General features: G+C 66.0%; 19 protein-coding genes. 8 read left to right on the plus strand and 11 right to left on the minus strand.

Features of this window, described 5'->3' with window-relative positions:
• Positions 1-32: 32 nt before the first annotated feature.
• Positions 33-998: a lysylphosphatidylglycerol synthase transmembrane domain-containing protein gene (locus BI327_RS06300; RefSeq protein ID WP_076858840.1), complete on the plus strand. Its 966-nt coding sequence runs from the start codon at positions 33-35 to the stop codon at positions 996-998.
• Positions 999-1,008: 10 nt separating this feature from the next.
• Positions 1,009-2,019: an MraY family glycosyltransferase gene (locus BI327_RS06305; RefSeq protein ID WP_076858841.1), complete on the plus strand. Its 1,011-nt coding sequence runs from the start codon at positions 1,009-1,011 to the stop codon at positions 2,017-2,019.
• Between the two features lie 5 nt (positions 2,020-2,024).
• Here the strand turns inward: BI327_RS06305 and BI327_RS06310 are convergent, their stop codons facing one another.
• The 6 genes from BI327_RS06310 to rfaD form a co-directional block, all read right to left on the minus strand.
• Positions 2,025-2,966: an NAD-dependent epimerase/dehydratase family protein gene (locus tag BI327_RS06310; RefSeq protein WP_076858842.1), complete on the minus strand. Its 942-nt coding sequence runs from the start codon at positions 2,964-2,966 to the stop codon at positions 2,025-2,027.
• On the minus strand, positions 2,963-4,177 hold the full coding sequence (locus BI327_RS06315) for a glycosyltransferase family 4 protein (protein WP_076858843.1): 1,215 nt from the start codon (positions 4,175-4,177) through the stop codon (positions 2,963-2,965). The genes BI327_RS06310 and BI327_RS06315 overlap by 4 nt, the downstream gene beginning before the upstream one ends.
• 48 nt (positions 4,178-4,225) lie before the next feature.
• The gene (locus BI327_RS06320; RefSeq protein ID WP_076858844.1) at positions 4,226-6,139 is read right to left on the minus strand and encodes a nucleoside-diphosphate sugar epimerase/dehydratase; all 1,914 of its coding nucleotides are present in this window, start codon (positions 6,137-6,139) and stop codon (positions 4,226-4,228) included.
• 85 nt (positions 6,140-6,224) lie between these two features.
• Positions 6,225-7,505 carry an O-antigen ligase family protein gene (locus tag BI327_RS06325; RefSeq protein ID WP_076858845.1) on the minus strand — a complete coding sequence of 427 codons (1,281 nt, stop codon included), beginning with the start codon at positions 7,503-7,505 and terminating at the stop codon, positions 6,225-6,227.
• Between the two features lie 8 nt (positions 7,506-7,513).
• Positions 7,514-8,986: a D-glycero-beta-D-manno-heptose-7-phosphate kinase gene (gene rfaE1 / locus BI327_RS06330; RefSeq protein ID WP_076858846.1), complete on the minus strand. Its 1,473-nt coding sequence runs from the start codon at positions 8,984-8,986 to the stop codon at positions 7,514-7,516.
• An 18-nt stretch (positions 8,987-9,004) separates the two neighbouring features.
• Positions 9,005-9,985, minus strand: coding sequence for an ADP-glyceromanno-heptose 6-epimerase (gene rfaD / locus BI327_RS06335; protein WP_076858847.1), 981 nt, complete (start codon positions 9,983-9,985; stop codon positions 9,005-9,007).
• Between the two features lie 137 nt (positions 9,986-10,122).
• On the opposite strand from rfaD, the gene waaF reads away from it, so the two are divergent.
• Positions 10,123-11,187, plus strand: a complete 1,065-nt coding sequence (waaF, locus tag BI327_RS06340) for a lipopolysaccharide heptosyltransferase II (protein ID WP_076858848.1) — start codon at positions 10,123-10,125, stop codon at positions 11,185-11,187.
• Here the strand turns inward: waaF and BI327_RS06345 are convergent.
• Positions 11,169-12,209 carry a glycosyltransferase family 4 protein gene (locus BI327_RS06345; RefSeq protein ID WP_076859274.1) on the minus strand — a complete coding sequence of 347 codons (1,041 nt, stop codon included), beginning with the start codon at positions 12,207-12,209 and terminating at the stop codon, positions 11,169-11,171. The two genes, waaF and BI327_RS06345, sit on opposite strands and share 19 nt — an antisense overlap.
• Positions 12,210-12,346: 137 nt before the next feature.
• On the opposite strand from BI327_RS06345, the gene galE reads away from it, so the two are divergent.
• Both galE and BI327_RS06355 read left to right on the plus strand, forming a co-directional pair.
• The gene (gene galE, locus BI327_RS06350; protein WP_076858849.1) at positions 12,347-13,360 is read left to right on the plus strand and encodes a UDP-glucose 4-epimerase GalE; all 1,014 of its coding nucleotides are present in this window, start codon (positions 12,347-12,349) and stop codon (positions 13,358-13,360) included.
• Positions 13,361-13,467: 107 nt separating this feature from the next.
• Complete coding sequence (locus tag BI327_RS06355) at positions 13,468-15,276, plus strand: ABC transporter ATP-binding protein (protein ID WP_076858850.1); 1,809 nt, start codon at positions 13,468-13,470, stop codon at positions 15,274-15,276.
• Positions 15,277-15,400: 124 nt separating this feature from the next.
• On the opposite strand, the gene BI327_RS06360 is transcribed toward BI327_RS06355, so the two are convergent.
• Positions 15,401-16,579, minus strand: coding sequence for a dipeptidase (locus tag BI327_RS06360; protein WP_076859276.1), 1,179 nt, complete (start codon positions 16,577-16,579; stop codon positions 15,401-15,403).
• A 153-nt stretch (positions 16,580-16,732) separates the two neighbouring features.
• Here BI327_RS06360 and BI327_RS06365 point away from each other — a divergent pair, with 153 nt between their 5' ends.
• Complete coding sequence (locus BI327_RS06365; RefSeq protein ID WP_076858851.1) at positions 16,733-17,434, plus strand: fumarylacetoacetate hydrolase family protein; 702 nt, start codon at positions 16,733-16,735, stop codon at positions 17,432-17,434.
• A 62-nt stretch (positions 17,435-17,496) separates the two neighbouring features.
• Here BI327_RS06365 and BI327_RS06370 read toward each other — a convergent pair whose 3' ends face one another.
• Entirely contained in the window at positions 17,497-17,763 is a 267-nt protein-coding gene (locus BI327_RS06370; protein ID WP_076858852.1) for a hypothetical protein, read from the minus strand.
• Between the two features lie 189 nt (positions 17,764-17,952).
• Between BI327_RS06370 and BI327_RS42215 the strand changes: the two genes are divergently transcribed.
• Together BI327_RS42215 and BI327_RS06380 are read left to right on the plus strand one after the other, a co-directional pair.
• Positions 17,953-18,120, plus strand: coding sequence for a hypothetical protein (locus BI327_RS42215; protein WP_159450410.1), 168 nt, complete (start codon positions 17,953-17,955; stop codon positions 18,118-18,120).
• Positions 18,121-18,378: 258 nt separating this feature from the next.
• The gene (locus tag BI327_RS06380; protein ID WP_245334723.1) at positions 18,379-18,651 is read left to right on the plus strand and encodes a hypothetical protein; all 273 of its coding nucleotides are present in this window, start codon (positions 18,379-18,381) and stop codon (positions 18,649-18,651) included.
• Between the two features lie 3 nt (positions 18,652-18,654).
• Here BI327_RS06380 and BI327_RS06385 read toward each other — a convergent pair whose 3' ends face one another.
• Together BI327_RS06385 and BI327_RS06390 are read right to left on the minus strand one after the other, a co-directional pair.
• Positions 18,655-19,032 carry an SPW repeat protein gene (locus BI327_RS06385; RefSeq protein ID WP_076859277.1) on the minus strand — a complete coding sequence of 126 codons (378 nt, stop codon included), beginning with the start codon at positions 19,030-19,032 and terminating at the stop codon, positions 18,655-18,657.
• 25 nt (positions 19,033-19,057) lie between these two features.
• Positions 19,058-20,416 (minus strand): MFS transporter, encoded by a 1,359-nt coding sequence (locus tag BI327_RS06390; RefSeq protein WP_076858855.1) that lies wholly within the window; start codon positions 20,414-20,416, stop codon positions 19,058-19,060.
• Positions 20,417-20,478 lie beyond the last annotated feature (62 nt).

Raw genomic sequence — 20,478 nt, forward strand, 5'->3', positions numbered from 1 at the left:
ACACATTCTGAAACCTGGCAGCGCGAACGGAAATGCGCCAAATCCTGCTTTCGACCGTCAAGATCCTGATCTCGGCTGCGCTGCTCTATTTTTCGCTGCGCAAGGTCAACCTGTATGACCTCGCCGCCCGCATCCAGATCGAAAGCCTGGGCTGGCTCGGCCTCGCGGTTGCGGTCACGTTCCTGCAGATCTTCCTCGGGGTGCTGCGCTGGCGCGAGATCAGCGTCGAGTGCGGCGCGCCGCTGGAGACCCGGCAGGCGATGCGCTTCAACGTGATCGGCACCTTCTTCAACCAGACACTGCCGTCCTCGATCGGCGGCGACGCCGTGCGGCTCTGGCTGGTCGCCCGCGCCGGGGCGGGCTGGCGCGCCGCCACCTATTCGATCTTCGTCGACCGCGCAGTCGGACTGATCGCGCTCGCCGTCCTGATCGCCGCCACCCTGCCCTGGAGCTACCGGCTGATTTCCGATACCCACGGCTGGACGGCATTGCTGCTGCTCGACCTTGCCGCACTCGGGGCGGGATTTGGCTTCCTGCTGATCGGCGTGTTGCCGTGGCCGTGGCTGAAGCAATGGTGGGCGACGCATCACATCCACGCCTGCGCTGTCATCGCGAACCGGGTGCTGTTCAGCCGCGAGCATGGCTTGAGGGTCGCAACGCTGTCGATCGCCATTCACGTGGTGACCGTCGTGATCGGCTGGTGCGTGGTGAAGTCGATCACGGCCCCGGTCACCTTCGGCGACATCTTCCAATTGTTGCCGCCGGTGATGCTGATCACGATGATGCCGATCTCGATCGCGGGCTGGGGCGTGCGCGAAGCCACGATGGCGCTGGCCTTCGGCTATGCCGGATTGATCGCCAATGAGGGCGTCAACATCTCGCTGCTGTTCGGCGCCGTGTCGTTCGTGGTCGGCGTGTTCGGCGGGCTGGTTTGGATCCTGAGCCCGGAAAAGGCCGCCAAGGGTGCGGCGCCGATTGAAGTCCCGGGATCGCAGTAGCCGGACCAGAATGAACGCTTTCGAGATCCTCCTGTCGCTGATCGCCGCGGCTTTGGCCGCAGCGATCTCGGCCGTCCTGATCCGCCTGACGCGGCCGCTGCTGCTGCGCGTGGCGCTGGCGAAGCCGAATGCGCGCTCGTCGCACCGCATTCCAACGCCGCAGGGCGCCGGCATCGCGGTCATCGCGGCCACGCTGCTCGCGGCCGGGCTGGTGATCGCGCTGACCGGATCGCCGGATCTGACGATTCCATTGATCGTGTTCGCGGCCTGCCTGTTCATCGCAGTGGTGGGCTTCGCCGACGACATGCACTCCCTGCCCGTCGTCCCGCGGCTGTTGCTGCAGGGTGCCGCCGTCGCGGCGGTGCTGTTCTCGCTGCCGGGCGATCTCAAGCTCGTTCCGGCCTGCCCGGTCTGGCTCGAACGCGGCCTGCTGCTGATCGCCGGCCTCTGGTTCGTCAACCTCGTCAACTTCATGGACGGGCTCGACCTGATGACGGCGGCCGAGGCTGTGCCGATCACGGTCGCGGTTGCGCTGCTCGGCAGCTTCGGCCACCTCCCGCCTGCGCCCGCGCTGGTCGCGGCAGCGCTGTGCGGCGCGCTGCTCGGCTTCGCGCCGTTCAACCGGCCGGTGGCAAAGATCTTCCTCGGCGATGTCGGCAGCCTGCCGATCGGCCTGCTGCTCGGCTGGTGCCTGCTCGAGCTTGCCCTGCATCAGCAATTCGCTGCCGCGCTGCTGCTGCCGCTGTACTATCTGGCGGATGCGACGGTCACGCTGTTTCGCCGCATGGCGCGGCGCGAGCCGTTCTGGGCCGCGCACCGCTCGCACTTCTATCAGCGCGCCACCGACAACGGCTTTTCGGTATGGCGCGTCGTCGGCGAGGTCTTTGCGCTCAACGTGGTGCTGGCGCTGCTCGCTTTCGCCTCGGTCGCCCTCAATTCCCTCACCGCGGATATCGCCCTGCTGCTGGCCGGCGCACTCGGCGTCGCCTGGCAGCTGCGCCGGTTCTCGCGACCGCTCTGATCAGGTCAGACATCGTTCGGGCGCAACGCAAGTCGCAGCCCCTCATCGAGGCTGATCGGCTGCTGCCATCCGGTGCTCGCGACCTTGGAGAGATCGAGTTCGAGGGAAGCGAACAGGCTGTCATAGGCTTCCTTGCGGCCGCCGATCGTGAGCGACATCTTCAGCAGCGATGACGGCAGCCAGAACAGGCGCGGCGAGGTGTCTGCCGCGCGGGCCAGACGCTCGACGAATTCGCGCGTCGAGACCTGTTCGCGGTCGGCCACCAGGAACACGTCGAAATCATTTCCCGGTTGCGACAGCCGGTACAGGATGAACGACGCCAGGTTTTCCGCCGACAGGAACGCGCGGCGATTCCTCACATAGGCGAGCGGAAGCGGCATGCGCTTGATCACCGCACGCTTGAGCAAGGCAAAATTTCCCTTCGCACCTGCGCCGTAGATCAGCGGCGGCCGGATGACGGTCACCCGCATGCCGCTGCCCGGCACGATTTCCTTCAAGCCGACCTCGGCGGCCGCTTTCGAGTTTCCGTAGAGGCCGCGAGGCGTCAGGACATCGTCCTCGCGAAACGGAGGACGCCCGTAATTGCTCCGGCCATGCACCAGGATCGTGCTGACGAAAATGAAATCCCGGATCCCGGCCGCGGCCGCGGAACGCGCCAGGTGCAGCGTGCCCTCGATATTGACGTTGCGGTAGAGCTCGATCGCGTCTTCGTCGGACTGCTGGTGAACGCGGGCCGCGAGATGAACGACGGCGTCGACGCCGTCGAGCGCGGCGCGCCAGTCGGTGGCAGGACTGAGCGAGCCGATCATCACGTCGTTGGCATCCTGCGGCGGGGTTCGCACCGCGCGGCGCACCACCCAGCCATTGCGCGCCAGCTCGGGCACCACATGGCGGCCGACGAAGCCGCTGGCGCCCGTGACCAGAACCGTCCGGCGGCGATCCGTCATGCCGTCCGCTCCATATCACGATTGGATAGCAGCTCCGCGACCAGCGCGGCGTAGCTCGCCAGCGCCCGCTCGGGACTGAAGGTGCGCGCGGTCGCAACCGCACGTTCGGCCATCGCGGCATCCTGCGATCGCGACGCCAGCCTGACGGCATCGGCGAGCTGATCGGGCCGGCCCGGCGTGACGACCCAGCCCAACCCGTTCTCACTGACGGTGAGCGCCGCCTCGGCCTCGGGCTCGGAGACCAGGATAACGGGCCGGCCGGCCGCGAGCAGATTATAGAACCGGCTCGGCACCGACACGCCGGCGACGTCCTTGCGATAGGGAATGAGCCAGACGTCGGCACTGGAGAGCAGCGCATCCAGCTCGCCGTCCGCGACGCGGTCGACCAGCGTGACGTTGGCGAGTTGCGCTGACGCCTGCATCTCCTTCAGCCGCGCGAATCCCATGCCCCACCCCGACAGCAGGAAGTGGATGTCGCGTTCATCGCGCAGCAGCCGCGCAGCCTGGAACACGATGTCAGGATCGTGGGTGAAGCCCAGATTGCCCGACAGCCCGACGACGAAGCGCGCGGCGATCGCCTTGCGAAACGGATTGTCGGGACTGACCGGCCGGTTGCCGGGGGTGAGCGTGGCCCAGTTCGGGATGAACCTGATCTTGTCCTGGGTCATTCCGCCATAGCGCAGCAACAGCTTCTCGGCGTCGCGGCCGATGACGATGACGGCGTTCAAGGCGCGAAACATCAGCGCGTTGATCGCGCGCATTGCGCGCGCAACCAGCGAGGACGGCCGCAGCAACCCGGCCATGACCAGCACGTCGGGAAACAAATCGTGCAGGATCAGCGCCGACTTCGCGCCCTTCAACGTTGCGGCGGCGGCCACCGCATAGGGAAGCGTGAACGGCGCGGTCACCGTCAGCGCCACGTCGCCGCGCTTGAGCCGCGACAGCAGCGCAAGGAAGATCCGGCCGGTGAACAGCGCCTCCGCCAGCGCGCGCTTGACCAGCGCCGCCTTGCCCGGCAGCCAGTTCCTGATCTCGACGACGGCGGGTCGCCCGGGCGCGGCCGCCCGCGCCGAGCCCGGCATCCCGGAGACCACCATCACTTCCGCCTCCTGCGCGATCCGCTCGGCGATCGCGGACATGATCGCGGCGGTCGTGCTGTGGTCCGGCGGATAGTGCTGGCTGACGACCACGACTTTTCGAGAATGAGGCATCAATGGCTTTCGAAACGATCCTGCCCCGTCGTCCGCAGGACGGCGTGGTCAGGCGGCATTCGATCCGAACTCGGGCACGGCGTCCTGAAGCACGGCGCGGATGGTGACGCGGTCATCCCTCTCGATCGCATCTTCCAGCGCCGCAAGCCACTTGCGCAGCGTCAACATCGGCGGCTGGTTCGGCTTGGCCGCCATGACGCCGGCAACGCCGATTTCGAGCGTCGGCTCCTGGCTTGCGAACAGGATCTCGTTCAGTCGCTCGCCGGGACGGATGCCGCTGAACACGATCTCGACGTCGACACCAGGTTGCAGGCCCGACAGACGGATCATCCGCTCGGCGAGATCGACGATCTTCACGGGCTGCCCCATGTTCAGCACATAGACCGAGACGTCGGGCCGCGCCGGCGTCACCGCATGCGTCGCTGCCGTGATCACGAGATCGCAGGCTTCGCGAATGGTCATGAAGTAGCGAACCATGTCCGGATGGGTCACCGTGATCGGCCCGCCGGCCTCGATCTGGGCCTTGAATTTCGGCACCACCGATCCGTTGGACGCCAGCACGTTGCCGAACCGCACCGAGATCAAGCGCATGTGCGGCCCGCCCCTGGCCTCGGTCATCAGGTCATGGTCCAGCGCCTGGCAGTACATCTCGGCAAAACGCTTGGTCAGGCCGAGCATCGAGACCGGCTCGATCGCCTTGTCGGTCGAGATCATCACCATCGCGCTCGCGCCCGCGGCGCGCGCCGCGTCGGCCACGTTGACCGAGCCGAAGATGTTGGTCTTGACCCCCTCGCTCCAGTCACGCTCCAGGATCGGCACATGCTTGAGCGCCGCGGCATGGAACACGATGTCGGGCTTGAACTCGCTCATCAGGCGCGTGATGCGCTCGCGGTCCCTGATGTCGGCGATGCGGCCCTCGATCTCGGGGCCAGAGTCGCGCGCGGACAGCGCCTCGGTGACCGCATAGAGCGCCGGCTCCGAGTTCTCCACGACCAAGAGACGCGCCGCGCCGAAGGTCGCGACCCGCTCGCAGATTTCCGCGCCGATCGAGCCGCCGCCGCCGGTCACGATGACCGACTTGCCCTTCACCAGCGTCTCGAGCCGCGCGTAGTCGATCTTCTGGCTCGGGCGCAGCAGCAGGTCCTCGACCGCGACGTTGGTGAGCCGCGGCGCATCGCCGCCCTCCAGCGACGGCAGGCGGCTGACCATCAGGCCGAGCCGCTTGGCGCGCATCAGCACGCTCTCCGGATGCGCTTCCGGCTCGAATGCCGAAGGGGTCATGACCACGCGCTTGATCGGCCGCTGGCGGGCCTCGAAATCCCGAATCACGGCCTCGATGTCATCGACGCCGCCGACCACCGGAATGTTGCGGATCATCTGGCCGCGGTCCGCAACCGACGGCGAGAGCACGCCGACCGGCCAGAGCCGCTTGATCGCGCCGTTCTCGATACCGCGCAGCACGACTTCGGCATCGGCGGTGCGTCCGACCAGCAGTGCGGCCGCCGCGTTGTCCGAGCGGGCATGCAGGCGCGTGCGCGAATAGCGGAAATAGCGATAGCCCAGGCGCAACGCGCTCAGCGCGAACACCTCGAGGAAGAAGAACAGGATGATCGTGACCCGGCCGAGGAACACCGGGCTCGGCGAATTCGCTCCCGTGAAGAAGTAGACATAGTCGAGCACGACCAGTGCCAGCGTCAGCACCGCCGCGACCCGCAGGATATTCACGGCGTCGGGCAGCGAGGTGAAACGCCATTTCGCCGTGGTCAGATTGGAGAGGTAGCTGACGACGATGCTGAACAGCACGAACCAGGGCAGAATGAGCAGCAGATGCGGCAGCCGATCGGTCAGCAGGCTGCCTTCGAAACGCAGATAGAAGCTCGCCAGCAACGCAAACGTCGTCGCAAGCGCGTCATGCAGCAAAATCAGGAAGTTGCGCAGGGTAAATTGTGAAAGACGCGTCATCTAGCGGACGGGTTGCCGGCAACTGGGAGTTTGCGGTGGGACATTTGGCAGGCTGATAGCGTATCTGCAGTGCCCTTGCCAGCGATCATGGACGGATGGGCGGTTCAGGTTCCATATCGGGCTCCAATCGTCCCTTCAGCACCATGCCGCCCGCGACCCCGACGCCCAGCACATACATCCAGCCTTCGTGAAAGTCGAAAATGTGTGAATTAAACAACGAACTCGTAATATTCTGTACCACGACAAGAAGTCCGATCCAGTTGACGAGACCGTCGCCGCGGAACAGCAAGAGGTGCAGCAGCCACATCGCGTACAGGATCGCCACACCCACAATGCCCCACTGCACGGCGACGTTCAACGTTTGATTGTGAGGGTTGCCGATCACCTCGCCGGAGGCCTGGGTCACGCCGCCGGTCGCGACGCGCTCGAACAGGCCGCGGGTCGCTCCGGTGCCATGGCCGATGACCGGGGCCTCGGCGAAGAAGCCGAGCGACTTTCGCCAGAATTCGAGCCGCAAACCGACCGACGTCGGCTCGCCCCGCTGCATGTAGAGCTTGTAATCGCGCTGGAATGATTCTGCCGTCCAGCGCAATTGCGGCGAGGCATACCACGCCACCACGGACAGCGCGGCGGTCGCGCAAAGAATCAGCAGGATGCTGCGCCAGCGCAGATGGAGCAGCGCAAACACCGCGAACATAATCGGAACCGTCACCAGCGCGGTCCGCGACACCACCACCAGCGCCATGTTGGCAAACAGGCTGAGCGCAATCGCGATCAGCAGCAAGGCTGGCAGGATGCGCTTCGCCCGCAGCAGCATCACGATCGGATAGGCCAGCGCGACCGCGCACAAGGTGAATTCCTGGCTCTGGTCGATGTAGTTCTTGACGAAGACGCCCTGCTCGCCGGGAGCGGGCGCCCGCAGCGCGAGGTGGGGATAGGCAAGCACCAGCCACGACATCAGCATCAACAGCGTGCAGGACACCAGGAAAGCCACGAACACCCACGTCCCGCGGGTCGAGCGCTGAAAATGATAGAGCAGGACCGGCAGCACCAGGAGCTTTGCGGTCGGCCCGACCGCGTAAAATCGCGCGCCCCATGCCGCGTCCGACCAGAGCGTGCCGGCGAGCGCCAGGCAAAACAGTGCGATCGGCGCCACGCAGATCGGCCGCTTCAGCAGCATCCAGAACGCCTTCAGGTCGACGGTCGGCGCAATCGCGATCAACAGCACCACGCCGAAGATGCCGACCAGCGACGTCGACCACGGCAGCGACAGCGCGATCAGGACCGCGACCACATCGGTCGTGGTGTGCCAGCGCGCCGGATCGCGCCAGGCCGGGCACGCCGCGGCTTGTGCCGGGGATGCCATGCTCGCGCTCACGCCTTGCCCTCGCGGGCCCGCGCAACCAGCGACGTCGTGCTGTGGCCGGGCAGGATCTCGACCAGCACCACCTCGCCGCCTGCGGCCTCGACGATCTCGTGGCCGACCACCTGCTCGCGGGTATAGTCGCCGCCCTTGACCAGCACGCTCGGCCGCACCTTGGTGATCAAATTGATCGGCGTGTCCTCCGCGAAGATCGCGACGAGGTCGACGGCTTCCAGCGCCGCCAGCACCTCGGCGCGGGCGCGCTCGTTCTGCACCGGACGCCCCTCGCCCTTCAGCCGCTTCACCGAGGCGTCGCTGTTCAAGCCGACGATCAGGCGGTCACAGGTGCTACGCGCGGCGGTCAGCACCTTGACGTGCCCGGGATGCAGGATGTCGAAGCAGCCATTGGTGAAGCCGATGCGCAGATCCTGCCGGCGCCATTCCGCGAGATGCGCATCGATATCGCCGCCGGCCGGGACGATCTTCTCTTCGGCCGCCAGCGACGCATGCGGCAGGATCCGTCGCCGCAGTTCATCGGACTTGACGATCGCGGTGCCGGTCTTGCCGACCGCAACCGCGGCCGCCGCGCTCGCGATCCGCAGCGCGCCTTCCCAGTCGGCGCCGCCTGCCAGCGCCAGTGCCAGCGCTGCGGCGACGGTATCGCCGGCCCCGGAGACATCGCGCACCTTGACCGGCAGCGCCGGCACATGGACCGAGCCGCCGTCGCGCGTCACCAGCGTCATGCCGCGCTCGCCCTGCGTCACCAGCATCGCCTCGCAATCCGCGAGATACATCGCATCGGGCGCGGCCTGCGCGATGCTGTCCTGACTATCGGCGCGGCTGCGGGTCGCCTCGGCGAACTCCTTGCGGTTCGGCGTCAGCACGGTCGCGCCGCGATAGATCGCCAGATTGGCGCTCTTGGGATCGACGATCACGCGCTTGCCTGCCTGGCGCGCGGCGTCGATCACGTTGCGGATCACCCGCGCGGTGAGCACGCCCTTGGCATAGTCCGACAGTAGCACGATGTCGGCCTGCGCAAGGCGCGGCAGGATCGCATCGATCAGCTGCTGCTCGATCGCGGGCCCAGCCGGCGCGGCGAGCTCCCAATCGGAGCGCAGCATGTGGGTCGAGAATTGTTCGGAAACGAAGCGCACCTTGCGCGTGGTCGGCCGCGCGGCGTCGCGCACCAGCACGGTCTCGATCCCAGCCTCTTTCGCCAGCGCCTCCGACAGCGCCGTGCCGGCGGCATCCTCGCCGATCAGGCCGACGAAGATGCAGCGCCCACCCAGCGAAGCGATGTTGCGCGCGACGTTGCCGGCGCCGCCGATATTGGTCTCGCTGCGCCGGACCGCGATCACCGGCGCCGGCGCCTCCGGCGAGATCCGCGACACCTCGCCATAGACGAACTCGTCGAGCATGAGGTCGCCGACGCAGAGCACGGTCTGGCCGGACATTGCACGCGAGATCGCTTCAAAATCGAACATCAGTCACCGTCATCCGCTCTAGCGATAGCGATCCGCGCGATCGAGAAAGCCCTTCACATAGGCCCCGACCGCGTCCTCCAGGCGGGTGAAGCCGCCATTATATCCGGCGCGCGCGAGACGATCGACGACGCTCTCGGTGAAGTACTGGTAGCTGCCGCGGATCTGCTCGGGCATGTCGACATACTCAATGTTCGGCGGAAGCCCGAGCGCGCCATAGGCCGAGACGATCAGGTCCTTGAAGCTGCGTGCCTTGCCGGTGCCGACATTGAACAGCCCGGAGACCCGCGGCGTCGCGATCAGCCACATCATCACCCGCACGACGTCGTCGACATAGATGAAGTCGCGGCGCTGATCGCCGTCGGCGATCCCCTCGCGATGCGACTTGAACAGCTGCACGACGCGGCCCTCCCTGATGTCGTCGAAGCGGCGCGCCAAGACGCTCATCATCGGGCCCTTGTGATACTCGTTCGGGCCGAACACGTTGAAGAATTTCAGCCCCGCCCATTGCGGCGGTAGCGGCTGGCCCTTCGCTGCGCGCTCGGCAACCACGAGGTCGAACAGCTGCTTGCTCCAGCCGTACAGGTTCATCGGCCGCAGCCGCTTCAGCGCCTCGACCGAGCCATCGTCGTCGAAGCCCTGGTCGCCGTCGCCATAGGTCGCGGCCGAGGAGGCATAGATGAACGGCGTGGCATTCGCGGTGCACCAGTCGAGCAGCCGCATCGAGAGGCGGAAATTGGTCTCGATCACCAGGTCGCCGTCGGTTGCGGTGGTCTCGGAGATGGCGCCGAGATGGACAATGCCGTCCAGCCGCCGCCCCTTGAGCCAGTCGCCGAGCTCGGCCGGAGGGACGACGTCGGCCAGCTGACGCTTGGCCAGGTTCCGCCACTTGCCGTCCTGCCCAAGCAGATCGCAGACCGCCACATCGCTGCGCCCGGCGTCATTCAACGCGGCCACGACGTTCGATCCGATAAAACCGGCACCCCCGGTTACCAGAAACATTATGAAATCCCGCCAGATTCCTTTGCCAGCCGCCAGCTTTGCCCCACTCCCGCGCCACAGGCAACGGCGGCTTTACCTCTCATCGCGAACCGGTTACCGACTTGGCCGCGCCCGATCCGGCTTTGGCCTATTTAGAAATGAATACTGATTCAATATCTGATATCGAAACGCAGGATGCTGAGGATACCAGACCTATCCTCGTCGTGCCCTATGTTTGGATCGGCGATTTCGTGCGCGGCCACACCGTGGTGCGGGTACTGCGCAAGCGCTGGCCGAACCGGCCGGTCGACCTCCTGACCACCCGCCTCTGCGCCCCGCTGGTCGATTACATGCCCGGGGTCCGCGCCGGGATCGTGTTCGACCTGCCGCGCAGCCGGCTGGCGCTGGCCCAGCAGCGGGCGTTGGCCGCCGAGCTCCGCTCCCGGAACTACGCCACCGCACTGGTGCTGCCGCGGACCTGGAAGGCTGCGATCGCCCCGGCGCTGGCGGGCATCCCCGAACGGGTCGGCTTCTTCGGCGAGGCGCGGTTCGGCCTGATCAACGCGATGCGCTGGCGCGAGAAGCAGCAGCCACGTTTCATCGACAAGAACGCCATCCTGGCGCTGCCCGACGGCGCCGCCCGCCCGCCGGAATGGCCGGTGCCGCAGCTCCGGGTTCCCGCAGACGAGGTCAGCCGCTGGCGGCAGGCCAATGGCCTCGGCACCGGCCCTGCCGTCGCGCTGGGACCGGGATCCGTCGGCGCCTCGAAGCGCTGGACCTATTATCCGGAAGCCGCCCGGCTGTTCGCCGAACATGGCTTCGACGTCTGGGTGGTCGGCGGGCCTGGCGAGAAAGCGCTGGCGCAGGAGATCGTGGCCGCCGGCGGCGCGCGGGTCCGCGATCTCACCGGCACCGATTTGCGCAACGGCGCGCTGGCGATGGCCGCGGCCAGCGTCGCGATCTCTAACGACTCCGGGCTGATGCACATCGCGGCCGCGATCGGGACGCCGACGATGGGCATCTTCGGCCCGACCGATCCCTATCTCTGGGCGCCCCTCAACGGCCTCGCCGCGACGGTGCGGCAGACCAGGAGCAAGCTGCCGTGCCAGCCGTGCCAGCGCACGGTCTGCACCATGAACGACCATCGCTGCATGCGCGACATCGCGCCCGAAGAGGTCGTGGAGATCGCGCAGCGCGTGCTGGCTCAGATCAGCGTGCGATAGACCTCGGCGATCGCGTTCGCCTCGGCATCGAGACTGAACTTATCCACAACTCGTTGCCGCGCCCGCGCACCCATCGCCGCGGCCGATGCCGGATCGCGCATCAAGGGCTCGAGCGCGGCCGTGAGCGCGTCGGCATCGCCCGGCGGCGTCAGCACGCCGGTGACCCCGTTCTCGACGACGAACTCGGCGGCACCCGCGCGTGCCGCCACCAGCGCCGCCCCCGCCGACATCGCCTCGATCAGGGTCAGGCCGAAGCCTTCGTTGCGCGAGGTGAAGGCGTAGATCGTCAGCCGCTGGTACCAGCGCACGACATCCTCGATCGGCAATTCACCCGTGATGATGATGCGCGATTGCAGCCCGGCGGCCTCGATCTTCCGCTTCAGCTCATTGGCAAAGGCCAGCTGCTCCGGCACCACGGCGCCGACAAGGACAGCAGTGAAATCGGGATAGCGCGGCAGCAGCCTGCACATTGCCTCGACGAAGACGTCGCTGCCCTTCTGCGCGCGCACCCGTCCGAAGCAACCGATCGCGTAACGCCCCGGCAATCCGCTTTCGGCGAAGGCGCTCGCGCGATCTGCCGGCGGCGCATAGCGACCGGTGTCGACGCCGTGCATCACGACCGTCGCCTCGCGCTTCAGATAGGAGGCCGACAGCGGGCTGGTCGCGATGATCGCGTCCATGTTGCGGATCAGCCAGCGCGTCAGCCAGGTGTGATGCCGCTGCGCGGCCGATGTGAACAGCAATTTCAACGGCCAGCCGAGCGCGCGCAGCGCGAGTCCTGCGATCATCTCGTCGTTGCGCCGCGCGTGCCAGATCACCGGCCGCGCGCGCCGCCACAGCCGCATCAGATCAAGAAATCCCATCGCGTCGATGCCGGCGGGCCGATGCGAGCCGAGCCAGCCTGCGCGAAACATCTTTGCAAGCTTCGGCGCGACCATCCGATTGGTCGCGGTGACACCCGAATAGCGCCGGTGCAGATTGGGCACGATGAGCTCGAGCTCGCCGGCAGGTGTGTTCTCGATCGGCACGCAAGTCTCCGTTTCGCGCCAGTTCCTATACGCAACATTAAGCATAGTGGCCAGTTCGGCCGCGGCGAAACCCCCTCTTCACCGCACTCCCGTTAGCATCGCCAGTTAAAGATATCGGGAGAGCTTGATCCATGACCGTGCTCGTGACCGGCGGCGCCGGCTATATCGGAAGTCACATGGTCCATGCGCTGGTCGATGCCGGCGAGAGCGTCGTCGTGATCGACAATCTCTCCACCGGCTTCTCGGCGTTCCTGCCCGAAGGCGTGCCGCTGTTCATCGGCGATGCCGGCGACGAGAACCTCGTCGAGGGCGTGATCGCACAGCACGGCATCGACAGCATCATCCATTTCGCCGGCTCGGTCGTAGTTCCGGACTCGATGCGCGATCCGCTCGGCTATTACCGCAACAACACCATGACGACGCGCAGCCTGCTCAATGCGGCGGTGAAGGGCGGCGTCAGCCGCTTCATCTTCTCCTCGACTGCGGCCGTCTACGGCAACCCGGACCAGGTGCCGGTGCCGGAGATCGCACCGACGCGTCCGCTGTCGCCTTACGGCTCGTCGAAGCTGATGACCGAGATCATGCTGCACGATGTCGCATCGGCCCATGGCATGAGCTACGTCGTGCTGCGCTACTTCAACGTCGCCGGTGCCGACCCGAAGGGCCGCGTCGGTCTGGCCACCATCGGCGCCACCCATCTGCTCAAGATCGCGGTCGAGGCCGCGACCGGACAGCGCGCCAAGATCGACGTGTTCGGCACCGACTATCCGACCCAGGACGGCAGCTGCGTGCGCGACTTCATCCATGTCAGCGACCTCGTCGAGGCGCATCGCTCGGCGCTGTCCTATCTGCGCGGCGGCGGTCAATCGGTGACGATGAACTGCGGATACGGCCGCGGCTACTCCGTGCTCGAGACGATCGAGGCGGTGCGCCGGGTCTCGATGCGCAATTTCGCGGTCTCCTACGCTGCGCGGCGGCCCGGCGACATCATGACCATGGTGGCCGATACGACGAGGATCCGCTCAGCTCTCGACTGGACCCCGCGCTACGATGATCTCGAGACCATCGCGAGCCACGCGCTGGCCTGGGAGGAGAAGCTGTTCCGGGAGCGCGGGGGCTCCGCGCGACAGGCAGAATCGGCCTAAAATCAAGCCGTTATCACGCTCTTATTATGCTTGAAAAAGCCCCGCCAAGCGGGCAAGGAGGTCCGCAACCCTGACGGCCGGCGCTGCCCGCCGTCAATGGAACGCGGATGGCTCAGTTTCCAAAGAAAATTACCGACGATCCCTATGGCGCGGCGATCCTGATCCGCCGCCTGGTCACGGAACAGGGGATCACCTATTGGCGGCGCTATCTGACGGCGTTCGCCCTGATGGCGGTTGCCGCCGGCTCGACGGCCGCCGCCACCTATGTGCTCGGCCAGGTGATCAACCAGGCCTATGTCGACAAGAACATCCCCGGCATCGCGATGTTCGCCGGTATCACCGTGGTGCTGCTGTTCATCAAGGGCGTGGCGACTTACGGCCACATGGTGATCCTGAACAAGATCTCGAACGCCATCCTCGCCAGCAACCAGCGGCAATTGTTCGCCAAGCTGATGAGCGAGAGCATCGGGTTCTTCTCGCAGCGGCACTCGTCGGAATTCCTGGCGCGGCTGACCGCCGGCGCCAAGTCGATCACCGACGTGCTCAACATGCTGGTCAATGCGATCGGCCGCGACTTCCTGATGCTGATCAGCATGGTCGCCGTCATGGTGTGGCAGGATCCGCTGATGTCGTTCATCGGGCTCGTGGCAGTGCCGCCGGCGATGCTGATGCTGCGCAAGCTCGTCAAGCGCATCAAGGGGCTCGCCTATAACCAGTTCACCGGCACCGCCGACATCATGGAGACGATGCAGGAATCGCTGCAGGGCATCCGCACCGTGAAGGCGTTCACGCTGGAAGACGCCATGCAGCGTCGGATCGACGAGCACATCGCGACCGTCGAGAGCAATGCCAACAAGATGGCGCGCGTCGCCAACCGCTCCAACCCGCTGATGGAGATGCTCGGCGGCTTCGCGGTCGCCGGCTGCCTGCTCTATGGCGGCTACAGCGTGGTGGCGCTCGGCTCCACGCCGGGCCAGTTCTTCACCTTCCTGACCGCCTTCCTGATGGCGACCGAGCCGGCCAAGCGGCTGGCGCGGCTCAACATCGACCTCAACAGCCAGCTGGTCGGCGCGCGGATGCTGCTCGAGGTGGTCGACAGCCCGGCGAGCGAGCAGACCGATGACGACAAGCCGGCGCTGAGACTCTCCGACGCCCGGATCGAACTGCGCGACGTCAGCTTCGCCTACCGGCCGAGCGAGCCGGTGCTGAACCGCATGAGCTTCGTGGCCGAACCCGGCAAGGTGACCGCGCTGGTCGGTCCCTCCGGCGGCGGCAAGTCGACCGTGCTGGCTTTGCTGCTGCGCTTCTACGAGACGCAGGAAGGCGCGATCGTGATCGACGGGCAGTCGATCGCTCAGGTCTCGCGCAAGTCGCTGCGCCAACAGACCGCCTATGTCGGCCAGGACGTCTATCTGTTCCGCGACACCATCCGCGCCAACATCGCCTTCGGCAAGCAAGGCGCCACCGAGGCCGAGATCATCGACGCCGCCAAGGCCGCCTGCGCGCACGACTTCATCATGAGCTTTCCGCTCGGCTACGACACGCCGGTCGGCGAGCACGGCACGCAGCTGTCCGGCGGGCAGCGCCAGCGCATCGCGGTCGCCCGCGCGCTGATCAAGAACGCGCCGATCATCCTGCTCGACGAGGCCACCGCCGCGCTGGACTCCGAGTCGGAGAAGCAGGTGCAGGAAGCGATCGAGCATCTCTGCCAGGGCCGCACCACGATCGTGATCGCGCACCGCCTGCACACCATCATGCATGCCGATGCGATCCTGGTGGTCGAGGGCGGCGAGATCGTCGAGCGCGGGCGTCACGAGGAGTTGCTGCGCCGCGGCGGCCGCTACGCCTCGTTCTTCCGCCTGCAGCACCACGACCCGTCGCCGCTGGCGCTGGCGCCGATCAGCGCCACCGGCTAGAGCATGATCCGGAAAAGTGCGAAGCGGTTTTCCGAAAAGATCATGCTCAAACGAGAAGCTAAAGCACAACGACGATGAGGCCTAATCTCATCGCGCTTTAGAGTCGGAACGACGCTCTAAAGTCTCATCCCTTGGGGACGATGCCTGCGCGCAACACGCGCAGGACGTTGCCGCCCATGACCTTGCGGATGTCGTCCTCGGAGAACCCGCGCGACAGCAGGGCCTGGGTCACGGCGACAATCTCGCTCGCATCGAATCCCGTGGTGGTCGAGCCGTCGAAATCCGAGCCGAGGCCGACATGGTCGATCCCGACAAGGTCGCGGACATGGGCAATCGCCTGCGCGACATTGTTCGGTTCCAGCGAGCAGACTGCGCCTTGCCAGAAGCCGATGCCGACCACGCCGCCGGTCCGCGCGACACCCCTGACTTCGTCGTCGGTAAGGTTGCGGTTGACCTTGCAAGTCGCCTGGACGCCGCCATGGCTCGAAACCACCGGGCGCGTCGCCATCGCCAGCACGTCGGCGACCGCCGCGTGACTCGCATGCGCGAGGTCGACGACCATTCCCATCGCCTCCATCCGCTGCACGACCTGACGGCCGAGCGGCGTCAGTCCGCCCTTCGCCACGCCGTGCATCGAACCCGCGACGTCATTGTCGAAGAAGTGCGCGAGACCAGCCATCCTGAATCCGGCGGCGTAGAGCACGTCGAGATTGCCGATATTGCCCTCGAGATCGTGCAGGCCCTCGATCGAGAGCATTCCGCCGACCACCGTGACGCCGTTCTTGCGGTCCGCGAGCAGGCGATCGATATCGGCCGGCGTCGTGATCACGCGAAGCCGTCCGGCGGACTGCTCGGCAAAGCTGTGCAATTTCTCGGCATGCCATAGCGAGCGCTGCAACAACGAGAACCACGTCCGCGGCGGTTGCAGATCGATGATGGCGAGGTTCGTGATCGTATCGGTGTCGGCGCCGTTGGCATCATAGTTCTGGCCCTTGGGCGACTTGGTGACCGACGAGAACACTTGCAGCGCGTAGCGTCCCTCGATCAGGCGCGGCAGATCGATGTGGCCACGATCGGATCGCGCGATCAGGTCGCGCTTCCACAACAGGCTGTCCGCGTGCATGTCCGCGACGTCGAGCGTCGCCTGCAAGGCCCGCGCGGCGGGCGAAATTTCCACCGCCACGCGCTGGACCTTGTTCTGGCCCCAGTCGATCCGCTCCGGCATGACCACAAAGAAGCGAACCGCCGCAGCGACCACGGCCACAGCTGCCAGCGTAAGGCCGATCGAAAGCCATTTCCGCATCGGCATCACCGCTGCTGCCGGCCGAACGCGGCCACGGTCGGCGGAAAGCAGGCCTCACCTCTGCGCCGGACGCAACCGCAGCCCCTAGCCCCCAGCGCCGTAACCGCGTAAATACGGCCCGCGCTCCCTCCTTCAACCCTCCGGGACCCGTTCATGAACGCCGCCTCCACCGTCATTCCGCTTCCCCCGCAGCCCTCGCTTCCCGTCGTCGGAGAATCCGGCACCTATCCGGTGCGCCGCATCTGGTGCGTCGGCCGCAACTATCTCGAGCATATCAGGGAGATGGGTAATGACGAGCGGGCGCCGCCGTTCTTCTTCGGCAAGCATGCCGACATGCTGGTGCCCGATGGCGCGACCATCCCCTATCCGCCGCTGACCAAGGACCTGCATCACGAGGTCGAGCTGGTGGTGGCGATGAAGAGCGGCGGGCTGAATATCCCCGCCGACAAGGCGCTCGAGCATGTCTACGGCTATGCGGTCGGCATCGACCTGACCCGCCGCGACCTGCAGATCGCCTCGCGCAAGAAGGAGCGGCCTTGGGAGATCGGCAAGTCGTTCGACTATTCCGCGCCGTGCTCTGCGATCCAGCCGGCCTCGAAGATCGGCCACCCCTCCGCGGGCAAGATCTGGCTCACCGTCAACGGCAAGGAAGCGCAGAAGGGCGACCTGACCGAACTGATCTGGAATGTGCCGGAGATCATCTGGCAGCTCTCGCAGCAGGTGAAGCTCGCCGCCGGCGACATCATCATGACCGGCACGCCCGCCGGCGTCTCGCAGCTGCAAGTGGGCGACAAGCTCGAATGCGGCGTCGACGGTGTCGGCAAGCTCGCCGTGACGATCGGCAAGCCCGAGTAGACTCGGGATCCAATCCGCCCGCAGACCGCGGCCCCGAACCTGGTTCGGGGCCGTATGCGTTTTCAGAACTGCTCGTGGCCGGGATGATTGGGGTCGCCGAAATATCCGCCACCTCCGCTGCCACCGGCACTGTCACCGCTGTAACCCGTTCCGAGGTAGGGCGGCGGATCGACCGGCTGCCGATGCGGACCGCCAGAACCGCCCGGAGGGAGTTTCGCGCCCACATTCTTCGGCGGCGCCATGGGAAGTCTGCCCGCTTGTGCGGAGTTCAACGCGGTCACGCCGAACGCGACAACGGCAGCGAAAGCAAGAAGCGAATTGCGTGTCATGCGACGTCTCCTTGAACTCGGGCCGGGCACCATGCGCCGGCTCCGACGCCGCAGTCGTCGCACGATCGCACCGGCCGGCCTGTGAGGTGGGTCACGCATGATCGCGGCCCCTCCCCGACGACCTCGCATCGTTTCAAAAACCCCGGACCGGAGGTCCGGGGGCTTTTCGCGGCGCTGGATCAGCGCATCGTGCCGGGCATGCAGGGCGGTTCGGTGAAGGGAGCGGTCGCGAACGATCCGACGTTCGGCGCACGCGCGCAATCGGTCGTCTTGCTGCTGACCGGCGTCGTTGTCGTCGTCGTCATCGACGCATGGGCGCGCCGCACCGCAGCATTGTTGCTGGCGGCGGACGCTTGAGCCGAATACGCAGCTGCCGCAACCAACGCAAGCGCAGCGAAGGTCAGTTTGGTCATAGGATTTCTCCGCGTGAATGAAGCCGACCAAGCTCGGCTCCTGTGACCAATGACCGTGATCGCCGGAAAATATTTCCTCACGCGCGATCACCGAACCGCGAGCGCCTCATCACATCAACTGGAGCGGGGAATACGGGAACGACCGAGGCACTCCACTTGATCAAGGCCGCGCAAGCGCGGCGGCGACGGTATGGAGAGTCACATGATCGACGTTCGACGACTTGGTAAACAACTTGGCTTGGCCGCAATCCTGTCGGCGACAATGGCGACCGCTTGCCTTGCACAGGCGACGATGCAAGAGCCCGGCACCTACGCAGCAAACGAAACCGCGACCCGGCCATGGTCGGCGCCGGTCGGCCATCGCCAGCCGCGCGCCGCCGACATCCCGGCAGCCGCATCGACGCCGCAGCAGATCATCGATCAGGAAGATGCGATCGTCGACCGCAAGATCCGAGGCATTTGCCGCGGCTGCTAGCCTCTAGTGCCTTGCTGCATCCTGCGCCGCCGCCGGGCCGAGATGCGTCTTCTCGTATTCGAGCCACAGCTCGAGCAGCGCCATGAACGCGACCACCGCACCCGCGGCGATGGCAAAATGCATCGCGCGGGTGTGCGTGAAGCCGAGCAGCCAGGGCGAGACGATCAGCCAGCACCCGACGAACAGATTGATCCATTCCTCCCAGATCGAGAACGCTGCGATCGCCGCCAGCGACATGATCGCGATCGCGGCACCGCTGATCCTGAGGTCGATCTCCGCCGTCGGATTGGCATGCGCGAACAGCCACGGTGCGGCGAGCAGGAATATCGCTGCCGCGAGGTTGTAGAGATCGAGCGCGGATTCATTTCGCCATTTCACCATCGTCTTCTCCGTTGTTGTGTCGAATTCACCGCTGATGGGCGGCCGCGGCATTGATGTCCTTGCCGGTGTAGTCGGTCATCAGCGCGGTCGCGACCAGCGAGATGACGGCGCAGAGCGCGATGTAGATCGCGATCGCCGTCGCCGAATGATAGGTGCCGAACAGCCACGCCGCGATCAGCGGCGCGGGACCGCCGGCGATCACGGATGCGAGCTGGTAGCCGAGCGAGGCGCCGCTGTAGCGCAGCCGTCCGGTGAAGCTTTCGGCGATCAGCGCGGCCTGCGGGCCGTACATCATGTCGTGCGGAATGAGCGAGAGAATGATCGCCAGGAAGATGACCGCCGTCGATCCGGTGTTGAGCATCGCGAAATAGATGAAGCCGAAGATGCCGGTCACGACCGCGCCGATCATGTACATGTTCTTGCGGCCGATCTGGTCCGACAGGTGCCCGAACACCGGGATCGAGACGAACGACAGCACCGAGGCCGCCAGCACTGCGGTCAGCAGCATGTCCCGCGACATGTGCAGCGTGCCGACCCCGTAGGAGAACACGAAGGCGGTGAAGATGTAGAACGGGGCCTGCTCGGCCATGCGCGCGAAGGCGGACAGCAGGATCTCCTTCGGATGGTCGCGGATCACGGTCAACATCGGCGTGCGGTCGAGCTGACGCTCGGCCAGCAGCTTGCTGAACACGGGCGTTTCCAGAATGCCGAGCCGGATGTAGAGGCCGACACCAACCAGGATGATGCTGAGCGCGAACGGAACGCGCCAGCCCCACGCCAGGAACTGGTCGCCCGACATCTGGCTGAATGCCAGCACGGCAAGGTTGGCGAGGAATAGCCCGCAGGGCACGCCGAATTGCGGCCATGATGCGATCAAGCCGCGCGAGCGATCGTTGCGCGCCCACTCCATCGACATCAGCACCGAGCCGCCCCATTCGCCGCCGACGCCGACGCCCTGGATGAAACGCAGCACGGTGAGGATCACCGCGCCCCAGATGCCGATGCTGGCATAGGTCGGCACCAATGCGACTGCCGCGGTGGCCAGTCCCATCAGCAGCAGCGTCGCGATCAGCGTCGACTTGCGGCCGATGCGGTCGCCGTAATGGCCGAAGATCGCAGCGCCGATCGGCCGTGCGATGAAGCCGACCGCATAGATCGCGAAGGCCTCCAGCGTGCCGACCCAGGGATCGGAATGCGGAAAGAACAGTTTTGCGAACACCAGGCCGGTGACGGTGCTGTAGAGGAAGAAGTCATACCATTCGATCGCGGTGCCGACCGTGGAGGCGATCACCGCGCGGCGCAGCTGGAGCTGATGTTCGGATGGCGTGAGTTGATTGGCGTCGGGGCCAAATGACGGGCGGATTGACGGGCCAAGCGTTACCATGGGAGCGTCTCCCTCGGACAAGCCCCCGGATGGATTTTTGACCGTTCGGGTCGTTTGAGCAC

It is taken from the genome of Bradyrhizobium mercantei, from assembly GCF_001982635.1.
GTDB classification, from domain to species: domain Bacteria; phylum Pseudomonadota; class Alphaproteobacteria; order Rhizobiales; family Xanthobacteraceae; genus Bradyrhizobium; species Bradyrhizobium mercantei.